The organism is Aestuariivirga litoralis (assembly GCF_015714715.1).
In the GTDB taxonomy this organism is placed as follows: domain Bacteria; phylum Pseudomonadota; class Alphaproteobacteria; order Rhizobiales; family Aestuariivirgaceae; genus Aestuariivirga; species Aestuariivirga litoralis_A.
Genome location: NZ_WAHS01000001.1, coordinates 1,110,349 through 1,126,931, shown reverse-complemented (window position 1 = coordinate 1,126,931; position 16,583 = coordinate 1,110,349). Strand labels below are relative to the sequence as shown.

The 16,583-nt window shown below is 57.8% G+C and carries 20 protein-coding genes, 1 tRNA gene and 1 pseudogene; 19 read left to right on the top strand and 3 right to left on the bottom strand.

Going from position 1 to position 16,583, the window contains the following annotated elements; translation table 11 throughout:
• Window position 1: 1 nt before the first annotated feature.
• On the bottom strand, window positions 2–373 hold the full coding sequence (hisI, locus tag F8B91_RS05920; protein WP_196502760.1) for a phosphoribosyl-AMP cyclohydrolase: 372 nt from the start codon (window positions 371–373) through the stop codon (window positions 2–4).
• A gap of 72 nt (window positions 374–445) precedes the next feature.
• Here hisI and F8B91_RS05915 point away from each other — a divergent pair, with 72 nt between their 5' ends.
• Window positions 446–916, top strand: coding sequence for an iron-sulfur cluster assembly scaffold protein (locus tag F8B91_RS05915; protein WP_196502759.1), 471 nt, complete (start codon window positions 446–448; stop codon window positions 914–916).
• Window positions 917–968: 52 nt separating this feature from the next.
• Window positions 969–1,352: a cupin domain-containing protein gene (locus F8B91_RS05910; RefSeq protein ID WP_246714974.1), complete on the top strand. Its 384-nt coding sequence runs from the start codon at window positions 969–971 to the stop codon at window positions 1,350–1,352.
• On the opposite strand, the gene F8B91_RS05905 is transcribed toward F8B91_RS05910, so the two are convergent.
• Complete coding sequence (locus F8B91_RS05905; RefSeq protein WP_196502757.1) at window positions 1,322–2,476, bottom strand: MFS transporter; 1,155 nt, start codon at window positions 2,474–2,476, stop codon at window positions 1,322–1,324. The two genes, F8B91_RS05910 and F8B91_RS05905, sit on opposite strands and share 31 nt — an antisense overlap.
• A 123-nt stretch (window positions 2,477–2,599) precedes the next feature.
• Here F8B91_RS05905 and F8B91_RS05900 point away from each other — a divergent pair.
• From F8B91_RS05900 to F8B91_RS05890, 3 genes are all read left to right on the top strand, one after another.
• Window positions 2,600–2,676, top strand: a tRNA-Asp gene (locus tag F8B91_RS05900).
• Between the two features lie 684 nt (window positions 2,677–3,360).
• Window positions 3,361–4,329 carry a hypothetical protein gene (locus tag F8B91_RS05895; protein ID WP_196502756.1) on the top strand — a complete coding sequence of 323 codons (969 nt, stop codon included), beginning with the start codon at window positions 3,361–3,363 and terminating at the stop codon, window positions 4,327–4,329.
• 154 nt (window positions 4,330–4,483) lie between these two features.
• Window positions 4,484–4,795 carry a hypothetical protein gene (locus F8B91_RS05890; RefSeq protein ID WP_196502755.1) on the top strand — a complete coding sequence of 104 codons (312 nt, stop codon included), beginning with the start codon at window positions 4,484–4,486 and terminating at the stop codon, window positions 4,793–4,795.
• 249 nt (window positions 4,796–5,044) lie between these two features.
• Here the strand turns inward: F8B91_RS05890 and F8B91_RS05885 are convergent, their stop codons facing one another.
• Window positions 5,045–5,338: an HdeA/HdeB family chaperone gene (locus tag F8B91_RS05885; protein WP_196502754.1), complete on the bottom strand. Its 294-nt coding sequence runs from the start codon at window positions 5,336–5,338 to the stop codon at window positions 5,045–5,047.
• Window positions 5,339–5,574: 236 nt separating this feature from the next.
• On the opposite strand from F8B91_RS05885, the gene F8B91_RS05880 reads away from it, so the two are divergent.
• The 14 genes and pseudogenes from F8B91_RS05880 (at window position 5,575) to nuoK (ending at window position 16,582) form a co-directional block, all read left to right on the top strand.
• The gene (locus F8B91_RS05880) at window positions 5,575–5,940 is read left to right on the top strand and encodes an NADH-quinone oxidoreductase subunit A (protein WP_196502753.1); all 366 of its coding nucleotides are present in this window, start codon (window positions 5,575–5,577) and stop codon (window positions 5,938–5,940) included.
• A 23-nt stretch (window positions 5,941–5,963) separates the two neighbouring features.
• Window positions 5,964–6,455 (top strand): annotated as a pseudogene (locus tag F8B91_RS05875) (NuoB/complex I 20 kDa subunit family protein); the annotation flags it as partial.
• A 4-nt stretch (window positions 6,456–6,459) separates the two neighbouring features.
• Window positions 6,460–7,062, top strand: coding sequence for an NADH-quinone oxidoreductase subunit C (locus F8B91_RS05870; RefSeq protein ID WP_196502751.1), 603 nt, complete (start codon window positions 6,460–6,462; stop codon window positions 7,060–7,062).
• A 38-nt stretch (window positions 7,063–7,100) separates the two neighbouring features.
• Window positions 7,101–7,472 carry a four helix bundle protein gene (locus tag F8B91_RS05865; RefSeq protein WP_281432902.1) on the top strand — a complete coding sequence of 124 codons (372 nt, stop codon included), beginning with the start codon at window positions 7,101–7,103 and terminating at the stop codon, window positions 7,470–7,472.
• Window positions 7,473–7,526: 54 nt separating this feature from the next.
• Entirely contained in the window at window positions 7,527–8,717 is a 1,191-nt protein-coding gene (locus F8B91_RS05860) for an NADH-quinone oxidoreductase subunit D (protein WP_196502750.1), read from the top strand.
• Complete coding sequence (gene nuoE / locus F8B91_RS05855) at window positions 8,714–9,883, top strand: NADH-quinone oxidoreductase subunit NuoE (protein ID WP_196502749.1); 1,170 nt, start codon at window positions 8,714–8,716, stop codon at window positions 9,881–9,883. Before F8B91_RS05860 ends, nuoE begins: the two co-directional genes overlap by 4 nt.
• Before the next feature lie 3 nt (window positions 9,884–9,886).
• A complete protein-coding gene (gene nuoF / locus F8B91_RS05850; protein WP_196502748.1) occupies window positions 9,887–11,203 on the top strand; it encodes an NADH-quinone oxidoreductase subunit NuoF in 1,317 nt (438 codons plus the stop codon).
• Between the two features lie 2 nt (window positions 11,204–11,205).
• Window positions 11,206–11,661: a DUF3291 domain-containing protein gene (locus tag F8B91_RS05845; protein ID WP_196502747.1), complete on the top strand. Its 456-nt coding sequence runs from the start codon at window positions 11,206–11,208 to the stop codon at window positions 11,659–11,661.
• A gap of 12 nt (window positions 11,662–11,673) precedes the next feature.
• Entirely contained in the window at window positions 11,674–13,755 is a 2,082-nt protein-coding gene (nuoG, locus tag F8B91_RS05840) for an NADH-quinone oxidoreductase subunit NuoG (protein ID WP_196502746.1), read from the top strand.
• 3 nt (window positions 13,756–13,758) lie between these two features.
• Complete coding sequence (nuoH, locus tag F8B91_RS05835; protein ID WP_196502745.1) at window positions 13,759–14,796, top strand: NADH-quinone oxidoreductase subunit NuoH; 1,038 nt, start codon at window positions 13,759–13,761, stop codon at window positions 14,794–14,796.
• Window positions 14,797–14,829: 33 nt separating this feature from the next.
• Window positions 14,830–15,324 (top strand): NADH-quinone oxidoreductase subunit NuoI, encoded by a 495-nt coding sequence (nuoI, locus tag F8B91_RS05830; RefSeq protein WP_196502744.1) that lies wholly within the window; start codon window positions 14,830–14,832, stop codon window positions 15,322–15,324.
• Window positions 15,325–15,336: 12 nt separating this feature from the next.
• The gene (locus tag F8B91_RS05825; RefSeq protein ID WP_196502743.1) at window positions 15,337–15,972 is read left to right on the top strand and encodes an NADH-quinone oxidoreductase subunit J; all 636 of its coding nucleotides are present in this window, start codon (window positions 15,337–15,339) and stop codon (window positions 15,970–15,972) included.
• Window positions 15,969–16,280, top strand: coding sequence for a hypothetical protein (locus F8B91_RS05820; RefSeq protein ID WP_196502742.1), 312 nt, complete (start codon window positions 15,969–15,971; stop codon window positions 16,278–16,280). The genes F8B91_RS05825 and F8B91_RS05820 overlap by 4 nt, the downstream gene beginning before the upstream one ends.
• On the top strand, window positions 16,277–16,582 hold the full coding sequence (gene nuoK / locus F8B91_RS05815) for an NADH-quinone oxidoreductase subunit NuoK (protein WP_196502741.1): 306 nt from the start codon (window positions 16,277–16,279) through the stop codon (window positions 16,580–16,582). Before F8B91_RS05820 ends, nuoK begins: the two co-directional genes overlap by 4 nt.
• Window position 16,583: the final 1 nt, after the last annotated feature.

Below are 16,583 nucleotides of genomic sequence, written 5' to 3'. Positions count from 1 at the left end.
GCTAACCCACCATCTCCAGCCCATCAGTCTTGACCTGCCGATAAAAGCAACTGTGCCGCCCGGTATGGCAGGCATTGCCCTTGCCTTCCGGTTTCACCTTGATCAGCAGGCAGTCCTGGTCGCAATCGATCAGAAGGTCGACCACCGCAAAGGTCTCGCCTGAACTTTCGCCTTTCATCCACAGCTTCTGGCGCGAGCGGCTGAAAAAATGGATGCGCCCGCTCTCGCGGGTGCGGGCGAAGGCTTCGGCATTCATATGGGCGAACATCAGCACGGTGCCGTCGGCGGCATCCTGGATGATGGCACTGATCAGGCCGTTGGCGTCAAAGCGGGGCTGAAGCTCCAGCGTTTTGTCAGCATCTGAGTCGGACATTTGGCATGCCTTTTCAAGTTGAAAGCGTGATATGCTTTTCCCATATCAGCTTTCGAACGAAGCCCCAAATCGATGATTGACGAAATCTATAATCGCAAAATTCTGGCCTTTGCCGCAAACATCCCGCTGCTGGCCCGGCTTGCCCATCCCGACGCGACGGCAGTGGCCCATTCCAAACTCTGCGGCTCCAAGGTGACGATCGATTTGGAAATGAAGGACGGCGTGGTCACCGGCTTTGGTCATGACGTGAAGGCCTGCGCTTTGGGTCAGGCGTCGAGTTCCATCATGGCGCGCCATGTGGTGGGTTCAACCGCGGATGAACTGCGCGCCGTGCGAGGCGAGATGTACAAAATGTTGAAAGAGCAGGGCGCATCTCCAACCGGCAAATGGGCAGACCTGGAAGCGCTGCTTCCGGTGCGCGAATTCAAAGCGCGCCACGCGTCGACATTGCTTACTTTTGATGCGGTGGTTGACGCCATCAACCAGATTGAGGGCAAGAATGACACAGAGCCAAAAACCGCCGCGCTTTTTGGCAGCCATTGACGCGCCGCTGAGATCTGGCTCGCGCTATCCCGAACCACACAATGCGGTTTGCATGGCAAAGACCAAGAACATTCTCGGTGATGTGTTTGGCCTCAGCCAATTTGGCGTCAATCTCGTCTCATTGCCTCCGGGCACATGGTCCAGCCAGCGCCACTGGCATGAGAACGAGGAAGAATTCATTTATGTGCTCTCTGGCGAATTGACGCTGGCAACCGATGATGGCGAGCATCTGCTGAAGCCCGGCATGTGCGCCGGTTTCAAGACCGGCCCCGACAGCGGCCACTGCCTCAAGAATCTGAGCGATGCGCCGGCACAATATCTTGAAATGGGCACGCGTAAGAACGATGAAGTGGCCTGGTACAATGATATCGATTTGAAGGTCGAAATCAAAAACCGCCAGGCGCGCTATTTGCGCAAAGATGGCTCAGCCGCCTGATAGCTGCGCCTGATCACCAGCCCGACAATGACGATGCCGATAAGCGCCAGGCTGATCGTGGTGGCAAAGCCGAAGCCCGCATAAAGCAGGGCAGCGCCAACCAAACAGCTGAGTGATGTGCCAAGATCCCAGCCGCCTTCGCCGCTCACATGGAAACGCAAGGCATCACCTGATTCCTGGGCCAGGTCATAGATCCGCGAATTGAAGGCCGAACTGTAAATCGGCGCCGCAATGGCGCCCGCGGCCAAGGCAACGAAGACAAAGACTGGGCTTGAAAACAGGCTGGCCTTGCACAGCACCGAAACCGTCATTGCGACAAGGCCGATGGCGGCACTGCGCTTTGGATGGCCGCCATCAATCAGCCGGCCGAGAGCAATGGCCATGCCTGCGCCCACGAGTGCCGCCGCCGCTTGCGCCAGGCCGTAGGACTGGAATTTCTCGCCCAGCGTAATGAACAGCGCCATCGACCAGGAAAACACGTTACCGGACGACAGGATGCCGTCTCCAAAGTAAGCCAAGGCAGCCGTGCGGCTGGCTTCAGGATGCAGCATGGGGGTGGATGACACGGGCATGCGGGGAAGGCCGGCGCAGGGAATAATGGCAAGCACTTGCATGGCGGCGGCCGTGAAAAAGGCCGCCTTGGGTCCAAGAAGTGCAAGGGCAAACCCGCCGGCAATAGGCCCCACCACGCTGGTGAGCGCATAAACCAGTTGGATAGCGCTGGCCTGCGCACCGCGCGCGTGGGAATCCCCCAGGCTTGCCACCGTGGCATGAAAGCTGGTCCAGTAAAACGCTTCGCCGAAGGCGGCCAGAAGCATGAACATCATCAGCCGGGCATCAATCCCATCGACGTAAGCCAACGCTACGAAACTTCCGGCAATAAAGGCCGCGCCCAGCATCATGGCGTTGCGCACGCCAAAGATTTTGGCAAAGGGCACCACCGCTTGCCGGAGGAGCAACCGGCAGCCAATAAGTCCGGCGACCGTGACCAACACCATCGGCACGCTCAAGCCGGCGCGCAGCAAATAAACGAAGATGAAAACCCCGCCGATATTCTCGGCAAACCCATGCAGCAGCGAATGGCTGTAGATGCGGTTGAGGTCGCGGTTGGCAAAGTAAACCATCGGCGCTTGTTAGCGGTCGCAGGCGATTCCGCCCAGCAGGCCAGCGCACTTTTTCAATCAAGCAGATTGGCTTGACAGGGCGGGGAGCGTTCTCTAAGTGCGGCCCCGACGATACGTCTTTGCGCGGATGTAGCTCAGTTGGTTAGAGCGTCGGCCTGTCACGCCGAAGGTCGCGGGTTCGAGCCCCGTCATTCGCGCCATTTTCCCTCCCAAAATCATTCGCCAGACTTGCTGGCTATTGCGACGTTGTCATGCCGATTCGGCATTTGATTTTTGATCGAATTGGATGGGTAATTCCCACATATCTTCGAATTCGCGATATCAAAAATGCGCTTATTGCAAGTGCAAAACAATTCAACGCGCAAGTTGTTAACCTCATTGTCAATGAAGTATTAATTAGGTGTTGCATTTATCCACAGGTTGTGCACAAATAAACGCCAAGAAACCGCCCTACGATTGAGTGGAGTACGTTTCTGCCACCGCCGCTTGTGCGGGGGCGCCGAAACCCGAGGCCGGGATAACGGCAAAAATGCGGACCTGTTTTAGCGATTGAGGCTCACCTGAGTGAGCGAGCCAGTCGTGAACTTGAGCACTGTCGTCTGGACACCTGTCCGGACTGGTTGTTTGGCTTGACGAGGATCGCTGAAAGCAAGGCTGGCATGCCGCACTGATCAGCAATTTTCGAACGGGGTCTGTCTTTTGGCGGCTGCTGGCGTTTGCTAACGCTGCTGGGAAACAGGCTAGGGAACGCTACGCATTATTCTGCAAGTCCGAATGGATGGCAGAATCTGCTGCCGAGCACGATTCGGCAACCGCGCTACCTCTCACAACCGGTCTCCAACCCTTTGTGAGTGAGTTGTGTCATGAGTAAGCAAATTGATATCTTGAAAGGCCTGCAGACGTCAGCGGCGGTAGCGGCGCTGGCGTTTACTCTTGGGGCAATCACCCCCACCAGCGTTTTGGCCGATTCGGCCAAGAGTGGCGGCGGCAATGGCGGATCTGCCAAAGCTGGTGGGGATGGAAGCTCCAAGGGTGGCTACGCTGGCGGCTCAGTGGCGGGCGCAACGGCCAAGCCTCAATCTGCAAAAGCTTTCGCAGTCTCTGTGGCTGCAGCTGAATCCAGCCAGCACAGTCGCCGCTCCAGCACCAGAGTTGGGGGCATTGCGATTGCAAAAGCCGAAGCAAAATCCAAGAATGGCAGGTTGTGGGCTCACGCTGAGGCAACGGTTATCGTCGCTGGACAGGCCCAGACCCAATCCGCCAATGCTGTGGCACTTAATGTCGGGCATTCCCAAGCCACGGCCATTAGCAGCAAACACCAAACGATCGCGTATGCGGAATCAGCGAGCGGCGGCTATGCGGCAGCTCAGGCCGGGTTGAGAGGCTATCGTATCGCCAGTGTTCCGAACGGCGTCGTGCAAGACGGCAATATGAACGGTCACGCCTACGAAGTCGCTTACGATGCCGAGGGCAATTTCAGCTTCGCCATGACGGCGGACAAGACGGCCGCTGCCTTTGCGGGATCGACCTCCGAGGTTGGTGCTTTCGCAGATGGCAACGTTCAGGTCGCTCTCTCTTCAGCCACCTTTGCGGGTGCATTTGCCAGCCCCCGCGTGGCCTGGGCCTTTGCCAGCGCCTGGTTTGGTGGATTGGCTACCGCATCTGGAGGGATGGCGGACGCAAGGATTGCCATGCCAACTGGAGGTTTCTCCAGCGTGCAAGGTGGCGCATGGGCTTTTGCCATGGTGGAACATGTTCCCACGGTGCAAAACTCCCAATGCTCGCGAAACTTCTGGCCCGATCGCAAAAAGCTGCAATTTGAGCGTTGTGATTGGGTTGAGCCAACAAAATGATCGTCGCTACGCCCAAGTTCGCGAATTTTCTTCGCGATACAATGGGCACGCGCCGGTTCAAGTCTGCCCTGGGCTTTTGCGGGGCAAAAGGAATTAGCTGGGCAATGAGGTCTGGCTAATAGTCGAGTAAGTAAGTCTGTACAGGAGTACTAATATGAAGTTGTTCATCAAGTCTACGGTTGCAGCATTGGCCATCGTTTCCAGCGTTGCCATGCTTTCTACCGCTTCCGAAGCCAAGGGTTCTTCGAACTCGGCCGGTGCGGTCAGCGTATCGATCGGCTACGCCAGCAGCGAACATCATGAATCGACTGCCGCTGGCGGCAATCTTTCGGCCGTTGGTGCCACTGGCAATTCCGCTGCTGACGCAGGCGGCGGCGGCCACGGCAAGGTTTCGAAGTGGGGCGTTTCGGCTGGTGGCGGCGGTCACGCATCTGCTTGCGCCGGCTCGGGCTGCAGCAGCTACTAATAAGACGCAAGTCTTATGACAGGGCCGGCGGAAACATCCGCCGGCCCTTACTTTTGAATCACACGCCGACGAGCAATGGCCAAGCGCAAACGGCCGTTTGATCCCGTTGGCGAGGTCGAGCTGAAACTTACCCCCGGCCTTTGCCAAAATATCTTTGAAGTTCTTCCAAAACCGAAAAGCCGCAAATTATGTCAGAGCTCCGCCATATGTGCCCGGCTCTCAAATCCACGGCAAACCGCCTGCCAACGATTACTTCTCTTCGAGAACCGCACCCATGACGGTGAGCAATCCGAGATCCGGATTTTCATCACACTTCTTGACGATCTTGTCGGCGATTTTTGTATAGCCGTCGATGTCAATGGTGGTGTCGTCAGCCTTGCCGTTCAGAAAGCCGTACATCCAGAACAGGATGTAGGACAGGTCTTCCTTGGCGATCGTCGTGCGTTCCGAACATTTGATGGTGGCGGCGTCAATCGCACCTGCATTCGCGGTGCCGGCACCGAAGGCACAGGCGAGCGCGGCGAGGATCAGAATCTTCTTCATGTTGCATCTTTCTCGTTGGCCCCCAGTGACCTGAGGCTACACAGCAAGTGCGGGATATGGCCAGCGGAATATAACAGGAAAGTCACGATCCAAATACCTGAGTAAATCAATCGGTTTTAAGCCGCTGGCAGCCATGCCCCGGAGTGCCCTGCGGCAAGCTATTACTTGCTTCAAATGCTGCGCTGCGCTACCACCGCGAGAAGAAGAATAACGGCGCAAATCGCGCGAGGCGGACCATGACTGACCTGCTTTTTTCCTATCTGCCCATCGTGATTTTCATGGGGCTGGCCGGCGTCATCGCACTGGCTTTGATGATTGCTCCACTGGTCGTTGCCTTCAAATCTCCGGACCCTGAAAAGCTCTCCGCCTATGAATGCGGCTTTGACGCTTTCGACGATGCGCGCATGAAATTCGATGTGCGTTTTTATCTCGTTTCCATCCTCTTCATCATCTTCGATCTGGAAGTGGCCTTCCTGTTCCCCTGGGCCATCAGCCTCGGCAAAATCGGGGTTTTTGGCTTCTGGTCGATGATGGTCTTCCTCGGAATCCTCACCGTGGGTTTCATTTATGAATGGCGCAAAGGTGCTCTCGAATGGGATTGATTGAAACTGCAACCCCGGCCCAGCGCGCCTTCTTCAGCGACGTCAACAACGAGTTGGCGGACAAGGGCTTCCTGGTCACTTCGACTGATGATCTGATCAACTGGGCCCGCACCGGTTCGCTGATGTGGATGACCTTTGGTCTGGCCTGCTGTGCAGTTGAAATGATGCACACCTCGATGCCGCGTTATGACGTGGAGCGATTCGGTTTCGCACCCCGCGCTTCGCCCCGTCAGTCGGATGTGATGATTGTGGCCGGTACGCTCACCAACAAGATGGCACCGGCGCTGCGCAAGGTTTACGACCAGATGCCGGAGCCGCGCTACGTGATCTCCATGGGCTCCTGCGCCAATGGCGGTGGCTATTATCACTATTCCTATTCGGTGGTGCGCGGCTGCGACCGCATCGTGCCCGTCGATATCTATGTTCCGGGCTGCCCGCCCACCGCCGAGGCGCTGCTCTACGGCATCCTGATGCTGCAGAAGAAGATTCGGCGCACCGGCACGATTGAGCGGTAGAGCCATGACTGTTGATCTTTCTGCATTGGGTTCTGCCATCCAGGCCAAACTGGGCGACGCCATCACCGGCAGCGTAATCGCCTTCGATGAATTGACCGTGCATGCCGAACCGTCGCGCATTCTTGAAGTGCTCAGTGTGTTGAAAAGCGACGGGGATTTCCGCTTCGTCTCATTCGTTGATATCTGCGGTGCTGATTATCCCGAACGCGAAAAGCGCTTCGATGTGGTTTACCACTTGCTCAGCCCCACCACGAATGCGCGCGTCCGCATCAAGGTGGCGGTGGATGAGTCCACCGATGTGCCCAGCGCTGTGGAAGTCTTTCCGGCCGCTGATTGGTTTGAGCGCGAAGTGTTTGACCTTTACGGCGTGGCATTCACCGACCATCCCGATTTGCGCCGCATCCTGACGGATTATGGTTTCTCCGGCCATCCGCTGCGCAAGGACTTCCCCGTCACTGGCCATGTTGAAGTACGCTACGACGACGAAAAAAAGCGCGTTGTCTATGAACCAGTGAAGCTGGTCCAGGAAATGCGCCAGTTCGATTACCTCTCACCCTGGGAAGGTACGGAATACATCCTGCCCGGCGATGAGAAGGCGAAGCAGTAAGCGAATAGTGCGTAGCGAATAGCGAATAGGGAAAATGTTTGACGGAAAACAAAATCAACTCGTACCGGGATCTGAAGGTCTGGCAACTTGCCATGGACCTTGCGGAAACCTGTTACGCATTGACGGGCGATTTTCCCAAATCCGAAATCTTCGGAATGACCTCGCAGATCAGACGCGCATCCGTGTCAATCGCAGCCAATATAGCAGAGGGGCACGGACGGGAAACGTCGCCGCTTTTTGTTCAATTTCTACGCGCGGCCCAAGGTTCGTTGAAGGAAACCGAAACTCATTTGATCATTTGTCAGCGCGTCGGTTTGGGAAAGGTATCGCAGCTTTCACTCGCACTATCGAAATGCGACGAGATCGGGAAAATGCTTCGTTCGCTCATCAGGTCGATCCAGGAAAAATGATGAACTATCTATTCGCTATTCGCTATTCGCTATTCGCTTTGGAGCTCCGCTCCAATGGCTGAACAGACCCTCCGTAATTTCACGCTTAACTTCGGGCCCCAGCATCCGGCCGCGCACGGCGTGTTGCGCATGGTGCTGGAGCTTGACGGTGAAATTATCACCCGCGTTGATCCGCATATCGGCCTTCTTCACCGCGGCACCGAAAAACTGATCGAACAGAAAACCTATCTGCAGGCTGTGCCTTATTTCGACCGGCTCGATTATTGCGCGCCGATGAACCAGGAGCACGCCTTTGCTTTGGCGGTGGAAAAACTGCTGGGCATCACCGTACCCCGGCGTGCGCAGCTAATCCGCGTGCTCTATTGCGAAATTGGGCGCCTGATGTCGCATCAGATGAACATTCTGACCCAGGCGCTGGACGTTGGTGCGCTGACCCCGATCCTCTGGGGCTTTGAAGAACGCGAAAAGCTGATGGTATTTTATGAGCGCGCTTCTGGCTCGCGCATGCATGCGGCCTATATTCGCCCCGGTGGTGTGCATCAGGACCTGCCGCAAAAACTAATCGATGACATCGGCCATTATTGCGAAGCCAATACCAAGGCCATTGATGATATTGAAACGCTGCTGACCGACAATCGCATCTTCAAGCAGCGCAATGTGGATATCGGCATTGTTTCGCTGGATGACGCCTTTGCTCACGGCTTTTCCGGCGTAATGGTGCGCGGCTCAGGTGCTGCCTGGGACCTGCGCAAATCGCAGCCTTACGAATGCTATGCTGAAATGGATTTCGACATTCCGATTGGCAAGAATGGCGATAATTACGACCGCTACCTGATCCGCATGCAGGAAATGCGTGAATCGCTGAAGATCATGAAGCAGTGCGTGGCCAAGCTGTCAGCACCCGAAGGGCAGGGGCCGATCTCGTCGGTTGACGGCAAGGTGGTACCGCCCAAGCGGCCGGAAATGAAACGCTCGATGGAAAGCCTGATCCATCATTTCAAGCTTTACACCGAGGGCTACAAGGTTCCTGCGGGTGAGGTTTACGCCGCCGTGGAAGCGCCCAAGGGCGAGTTTGGTGTCTATCTGGTGTCCGATGGATCGAACAAGCCTTACCGCTGCCGCTTGCGTGCGCCCGGCTTTGCGCATTTGCAGGCCATGGATTTCCTGTGCCGTGGCCACCAGCTGGCCGACGTGACCGCCGTGCTCGGCTCTCTCGATATCGTGTTTGGTGAGGTGGACCGGTGAGTGTTCGTCGTCTAGATCCGGTTCAACCCGCAAACTTCATGTTCAGCCCGGAAAATCAATCCTGGGCCCGCAAGACCGTGGCCAAATTCCCGCCCGGCAAGCAAGCCTCTGCGGTGATCCAGCTGCTCTGGCGCGCCCAGGAGCAGGAAGGCTGGGTGTCGAAACCCTGCATCGAATATGTGGGCAAGATGCTCGAGATGAGCTTCATCCGCGTGCTCGAAGTGGCCACCTTCTATACGATGTTCCATCTCTCGCCAGTGGGCCGCAAGGCGCACTTTCAAGTGTGCGGAACAACGCCTTGTCAGCTGCGCGGCGCGGAAGATTTGATCGCTGTTTGCCAGCGCAAGATTCATCACGATCCGCATCATTTGAATGCCGATGGCACGATGAGCTGGGAAGAGGTGGAATGCCTCGGCTCATGCGTGAATGCGCCGATGATGCAGGTGTTCAAGGACACCTATGAAGACCTGACACCGCAATCGCTCGAAAAGATCATCGATGATTTCGCCGCTGGCCGCGCTGTAACTCCGGGCCCGCAGAATGGCCGCCATTTCTCGATGGCGATCACCGGGGCAACGTCGCTGACGGATAAGGCTCTCTACGGCAAGCAGCGCACCTTCAAGCGCGTCGAAGCTCCACCGCCGCCGCCGCCGGCAGCACCTGCTGCCGCTGCGCCAGCGCCCGCTGCTCCGGCCCCAGCACCCGCACCCGCCGCAGCATCATCTGCGCCCGCAGCACCGGCAGCTGTATCAGCCCCCGTTGCTCCGGCACCGGCTCCCAACGCACCCGCCGTCACCCGCGTGGCGAAAGTGGCTGATGTGCCTGCAGCCAAAGCTCCGGCAAAGAAGGTGGCTCCGGCCAAGAAGGCCGCCCCGGTAAAATCCGCTGGCCCAGAACTTCTGAAAAAGCCGCGCGGCAAGGCCGATGATTTGAAGTTGATCTGGGGCGTCGGCCCATCCTTCGAAAAACTGCTCAACAAAGTGGGCGTCTGGCATTTTGACCAGGTGGCCTCGTGGAAGTCGGCAGACATTGATCACGTCGATGCGTTGCTCAAGGGCTTCCATGGCCGCATCCGCCGTGACGATTGGGTGCCGCAAGCCAAGAAACTGGCCAAGGGCTGGCGCCCCGATAATGACGTGGGCGAGAAGCCCAAAGGAAAGAAGTAAGCCATGCTTGCTGATAAAGACCGCATCTTCACCAATCTCTATGGCCTCCACGATTGGGGCATCGAAGGCGCCAAGCAACGCGGCTGCTGGGTCGATACCAAGTCCTTCATCGACAAGGGCAGGGATTGGATCGTCAATGAAATGAAGGCATCCGGCCTGCGTGGCCGTGGCGGCGCTGGCTTCCCCACCGGCTTGAAGTGGAGCTTCATGCCCAAGGTGGTGGGCGAGCGCCCACATTACCTCGTCGTGAATGCCGACGAATCCGAACCGGGCACTTGCAAGGACCGCGAGATCATGCGCCATGATCCGCATCTGCTGGTCGAAGGCTGCCTCATTGCAGGTGCAGCCATGGCCTGTACCGCCGCCTACATCTATGTGCGTGGCGAATATATCCGCGAGCGGGAACGCCTGCAGGCGGCGATTGACCAAGCCTATGAAGCGCGCCTGATCGGCAAGAACAACATCCATGGCTATGACATGGATATCTATGTCGCCCATGGTGCCGGCGCTTACATTTGCGGCGAAGAAACTGCGATGCTCGAAAGCCTGGAAGGCAAGAAGGGCCAGCCGCGCATGAAGCCGCCATTCCCGGCCAATGTCGGCCTTTATGGCGCGCCCACCACGGTGAACAATGTGGAATCGATTGCGGTTGCCGGAACGATCCTGCGCCGTGGCGCCACCTGGTTCAATTCCATCGGCCGCCCCAACAATGTGGGCACCAAGCTGTTCTGCATTTCGGGCCATGTGAATGCGCCCTGCAACGTCGAAGAAGAGCTGGGCATCACCTTCCGCGAGCTGATTGAAAAGCATTGCGGCGGCGTGCGCGGCGGCTGGGATAATCTGCTCGCTGTGATCCCCGGCGGCTCATCGGTGCGCATGGTGCCGGCTGAACTGATCATCGACACGCCGATGGATTTTGACTCGCTGTCGAAGCTGCGCTCCGGCCTCGGCACAGCTGCGGTGATCGTGATGGATAAATCCACCGATCTCATCAAGGCCATCCAGCGCCTGGCCAAATTCTACATGCATGAATCCTGCGGCCAGTGCACGCCGTGCCGCGAAGGCACGGGCTGGATGTGGCGCGTGATGACCCGCATGGTCGAAGGCCGTGCCGAAAAGCGCGAGATCGACATGCTGCTCGATGTGTCCAAGCAGATTGAAGGCCACACCATCTGCGCGCTGGGCGACGCAGCGGCCTGGCCAATCCAGGGCCTCATCACCCATTTCCGCCCGGTCATCGAAGCGCGTATCGACGCCTACACCTATCGCTCCAGCAAAGACGGCGCCGTGCGTGCGCCAGAAGATATGGCGGCGGAGTAAGCATGCACCTCGCGGAGCTCAACATCGGCATGTTCAAATATCCAACCTCGGACCCGCGCATGGCCGAGTTTATGGATAATCTTGACCGGGTGAATGCTCTGGCGGAACGCAGCGCTGGTTTTGTCTGGCGCTTGAAGGGCGACAATAACAACGCCACTGAAATGCGTATTGGCGACGACATGGCAGTGAACCTCTCGGTCTGGGAAAACGCCAAGAGCCTTGAGAACTATGTGTTCAACACCGTGCATGTGCAGTTCTACCGCAAGAAGGAACAGTGGTTCGGCCTGATGGAAAAGCCGCATATGGTGTTCTGGCCGGTGGCCGAAGGCCATATCCCCACGCTCGAAGAAGCCTGGAGCCGCCTGCAGGATTTAGAAAAGAATGGCCCCTCCGAACGCGCTTTCGGCTGGGCTGAAGTGATGGATCAAGAGCGCATGCGCAATCTGCGCTGTGCTTGAGGAACTGAGACGATGCCTAAGATCAAGATAGACGGCCAGGAACTCGAAGTTGAAAACGGCACCACGCTGTTGCAGGCCTGTGAGCTGGCCGGCAAGGAAGTGCCGCGCTTCTGTTTCCATGAGCGCCTGTCGGTGGCCGGCAATTGCCGCATGTGCCTTGTCGAAGTGAAGGGCGGCCCGCCCAAGCCGCAAGCCTCTTGCGCCATGTCGGTCAATGATCTGCGCCCAGGGCCGAATGGTGAAGCACCGGAAGTGTTCACCAATTCGCCGATGGTGAAGAAGGCCCGTGAGGGCGTGATGGAATTCCTGCTGATCAACCACCCGCTGGATTGCCCGATCTGCGACCAGGGCGGTGAATGCGATCTGCAAGACCAGGCGATGGCCTACGGCATCGACAAGAACCGCTTCAATGAAAACAAGCGCGCCGTTGAAGACAAATATCTGGGCCCGCTGGTCAAGACCGAGATGAACCGCTGCATTCAGTGCACGCGCTGTGTGCGCTTCACCACCGAGGTGGCGGGCATCGAGGAAATGGGCGCCACCGGCCGCGGCGAGGATATGGAAATCACCACCTATCTCGATAAGGCGATTTCTTCCGAGCTGCAGGGCAACATCATTGATCTCTGCCCGGTGGGTGCATTGACCTCGAAGCCCTATGAATTCAAGGCGCGTCCCTGGGAACTGCGCAAGACTGAATCCATCGACGTGATGGATGCTGTCGGCTCCAACATCCGCGTGGATGTGCGTGGCCGCGAAGTCCTGCGCATCCTGCCGCGCATCCATGAAGACGTGAACGAGGAATGGATTTCCGACAAGACGCGTTTCGTCTGGGACGGCCTGCGCAACCAGCGCCTCGACCAGCCCTATGTGCGTGACCTCGGCAAGCTGCGCCCGGCCTCATGGCATGAAGCGCTGCAGCGTGCCTCATCGAAGCTGAAGGCCGCTGACAAGTCGCGTGTGGGCATCCTGCTCGGCGATCTCGTCGCCACCGAAGAAGCTTTCGCACTGAAGGAAATGGCGCTCAAAATGGGCGTTGCCAATATTGATTGCCGCCAGGATGGATCGCCGTTGGGCGAGCATGGCGGCCGCGCCGGTTATCTTTTTAACAGCACCATTGCCGGTATCGAAGAAGCCGATGCGATCCTGCTCGTCGGCTGCAATCCGCGCCTTGAAGCGCCTGTGCTCAATGCACGTATCCGCAAGCGCCTCTCCAAGGGTGGCTGTGTCATCGGTGTGGTCGGCGAACAGGCCGACCTGACTTACAAGTATAATTACCTGGGCGCAGGCGCAGACAGCCTGAAAGACCTGTTGTCCATGGACAAGGATGCATCAGCCAAGAAGCCGATGGTGATCGTGGGGCAGGGCGCACTCGGCCGTGCCGATAGTGCGGCGATTCTTTCTCTCGCTTATCAACATGCCCTCAAGCAGGGCGCCATTGCCGAAGGCTGGAACGGTTTCAACATTCTGCACACGGCTGCAGGCCGCGTGGGCGCGCTTGATGTCTGTGCCATTCCGGGCGACGGCGGCAAGAACACTGCTGGCATTCTGGATGCCGCAGGCAAGGGCGAACTCGATGTGGTGCTGCTGGCCGGTGCCGATGAAATCGACATGACCAAGCTGGGCAACAGCTTTGTGATCTATATCGGCAGCCACGGCGATGCCGGTGCGATGCGCGCCGATGTGATCCTGCCGGGCTCCGCCTATACCGAAAAAAATGCGACTTATGTGAACACCGAAGGCCGCCCCCAGATGGCCATGCGCGCAGCATTCCCACCGGGTGAAGCGCGTGAGGATTGGGCGATCATTGCGGCACTTGCTGAAGAAGCGGGTGCGGGCATCGGCTTCAACAGCATGCCTGAACTGCGCGCCGCCATGTATAAGATCGCGCCGCAACTCGCTGCCATCGATCAGGTTGCCAAGGCTGATGCTGCGGGCCTCGCCGAGTTGACGCAAGCCACGGGCGCGCCGGGGAATGCGGCCTTCGTATCGCCGGTCAAGGATTTCTATCTCACCAACCCGATCGCGCGCGCCTCCGCCATCATGGCTGAATGTTCAGCTTTGAAGAATGGCCGGCAATTGCAGGCGGCGGAGTAAAAGATGTTTGAACTCCTCATCACGCTGCTGCTGATCGTCATCGAAAGCCTCGGGCTTCTGGTGGCGGTTCTGATCTGTGTGGCGTTTCTCATTCTGTTTGACCGCAAGGTCTGGGCCGCCGTGCAGATGCGCCGTGGTCCCAACGTCGTCGGCCCCTGGGGCTTGCTGCAGTCCTTTGCCGACTTGCTGAAATTCGTATTCAAGGAACAGATCATTCCGGACGGCGCCAACAAGGGCGTGTTCCTGATCGCCCCTCTGGTCACTTCGGTTCTCGCACTTTCCGCCTGGTCGGTGGTGCCGCTGAATGAAGGTTGGGCTGTCGCCAATATCAATGTCGGCGTGCTGTTTCTCTTCGCGCTTTCATCGCTGGGCGTTTACGGCGTCATCATGGGGGGCTGGGCCTCCAACTCGAAATATCCGTTCCTCTCGGCGCTGCGCTCCGCCGCGCAGATGGTGTCCTATGAAGTCTCCATCGGCTTTGTGATCATCACCGTTCTGCTCTGCGCCGGATCGCTGAACCTGTCGGACATTGTTCACGCGCAACAGCATGGTCTGGGCACCAAGCTGGGTCTGCCGAACTCGTTCCTTGATTGGTATTTCATCCCGCTGTTCCCGATGTTCGTGATCTTCTTCATCTCGGCTCTGGCGGAAACCAATCGGCCGCCTTTCGATCTGGTTGAAGCGGAATCGGAACTCGTCGCCGGCTTCATGGTGGAATATTCCGCCACCGGCTATCTGTTGTTCATGCTGGGTGAATATGTGGCCATCACCACCATGTGCGCGATGACCGCCACGATGTTCATGGGTGGCTGGCTGCCCATCATCAATATTGCTCCCTTGAGCTGGGTGCCCGGCATCGTCTGGTTCCTGATCAAGGTGGTCTTCGTGTTCTTCGGATTCGCCATGGTGAAGGCAATTGTGCCGCGCTACCGCTATGATCAACTGATGCGCCTGGGCTGGAAAGTGTTTTTGCCGATTTCGATGGCCTGGGTGGTCATCACCTCCGGCGTTCTGGTTTACATGGGGTGGCTGCCGCAATGACACGCCACACCCACATGATGAAGGTAGGCTGACATGGCTCTCGCTCTCGACCGCGCCGCAAAGCAGCTGTTCCTCAAGGAATTCCTGTCCGCCACTTGGCTCGCGCTGAAGTATCTGGTGGCGCCCAAAGTCACGCTGAACTACCCGCATGAAAAGGGCATCCTCAGCCCGCGTTTCCGTGGGGAACATGCTTTGCGCCGTTACCCCAATGGCGAAGAACGTTGCATCGCCTGCAAGCTGTGCGAGGCCATCTGCCCGGCGCAAGCCATCACCATTGAAGCCGGCCCGCGCCGCAATGACGGCACGCGGCGCACCACGCGCTATGACATCGACATGACCAAATGCATCTATTGCGGCTTTTGCCAGGAAGCCTGCCCGGTGGATGCCATTGTCGAAGGTCCGAATTTCGAATTCGCCACCGAAACCCGCGAAGAACTGATGTTCGACAAGGACAAGCTGTTGAACAATGGCGACCGTTGGGAACGTGAAATTGCCCGCAACCTCGCGCTCGACGCGCCGTATCGCTGAGGGGAGACAAGCATGATCGCAACTGTTGTCTTCTTCTATCTCTTCTCGCTGATGGCTGTGGCATCAGCCGTGCTGGTGATCACCGCGCGCAACCCGGTTCACTCGGTGCTGTTCCTCATCCTGTGCTTCTTCAACGCGGCAGGGCTGTTCGTGCTGCTGGGTGCTGAATTCCTCGCGATGATCCTGGTCGTCGTCTATGTCGGCGCCGTCGCCGTGCTGTTCCTGTTCGTCGTGATGATGCTCGACGTGGACTTCACTGAATTGCGTTCCGGCATGCTGAATTATCTGCCCATCGGCGGCACCATCGGCATCATCCTGCTGGTGGAACTGGTGCTGTTGTTCGGTACCTGGGCTGCCCCCGCCAATCTCGTCACGGCCACCGCCGCCCCGGCATCGCCCGCGGTGGAGAACACCCGCGCACTGGGCGAGGTCATCTACACCCAATATGTCTATTACTTTGAAACCGCTGGCCTGATCCTGCTGGTCGCCATGATCGGCGCTATCGTTCTCACGCTGCGTCACCGCACCGGCATCAAGCGCCAAGTGATCGCGGTGCAGGTGGCCCGCAATCCCGCCACTGCGATGGAAATCGTCAAAGTTGAAAGCGGCGCTGCTCTCACACTGCCGCCGAAAGATCAAAAGCCATGAGCGATATCGGCATCATGGATGACACCTTTTTCTACGAGGTTTGGGGTGTGATTGCACTTGTCGGCGCGGCGATCGCTCTGATCGAGCGCTACCTGCTGGGCCGCCATCTGTTCTGGATTTTGCTGGTTGTAGCCGCCCTCGGTGGCGCGGTCACAACCTGGGCCAGCCCCTTCACCTTCTCGGGCGACGACTATTACATGATAGGCATCATCGTTGCGGCCGCCGCATCGCTAATGCTTGCGGGCTATCTGGTCGCAGCACTCGCCACTGGCGCCTATCTCCATTTCAAGAAAAGGGGCAACGCATGATCGGCCTTGCACATTATCTGACCGTTGCCGCAATCCTTTTCACCATTGGCATTTTCGGCATCTTCCTCAACCGCAAGAACGTCATCGTCATCATGATGTCGATTGAGCTTCTGCTGCTGGCGGTAAACATCAATCTGGTGGCCTTCTCCTCTTACCTGCACGATCTGGCAGGGCAGGTGTTTGCGCTGCTGATCCTCACTGTGGCGGCAGGCGAAGCAGCCATCGGCCTTGCCATTCTTGTCACTTACTTCCGCAACCGCAATTCCATCGCGGTTGAGGATATCAACATGATGAAGGGTTGAT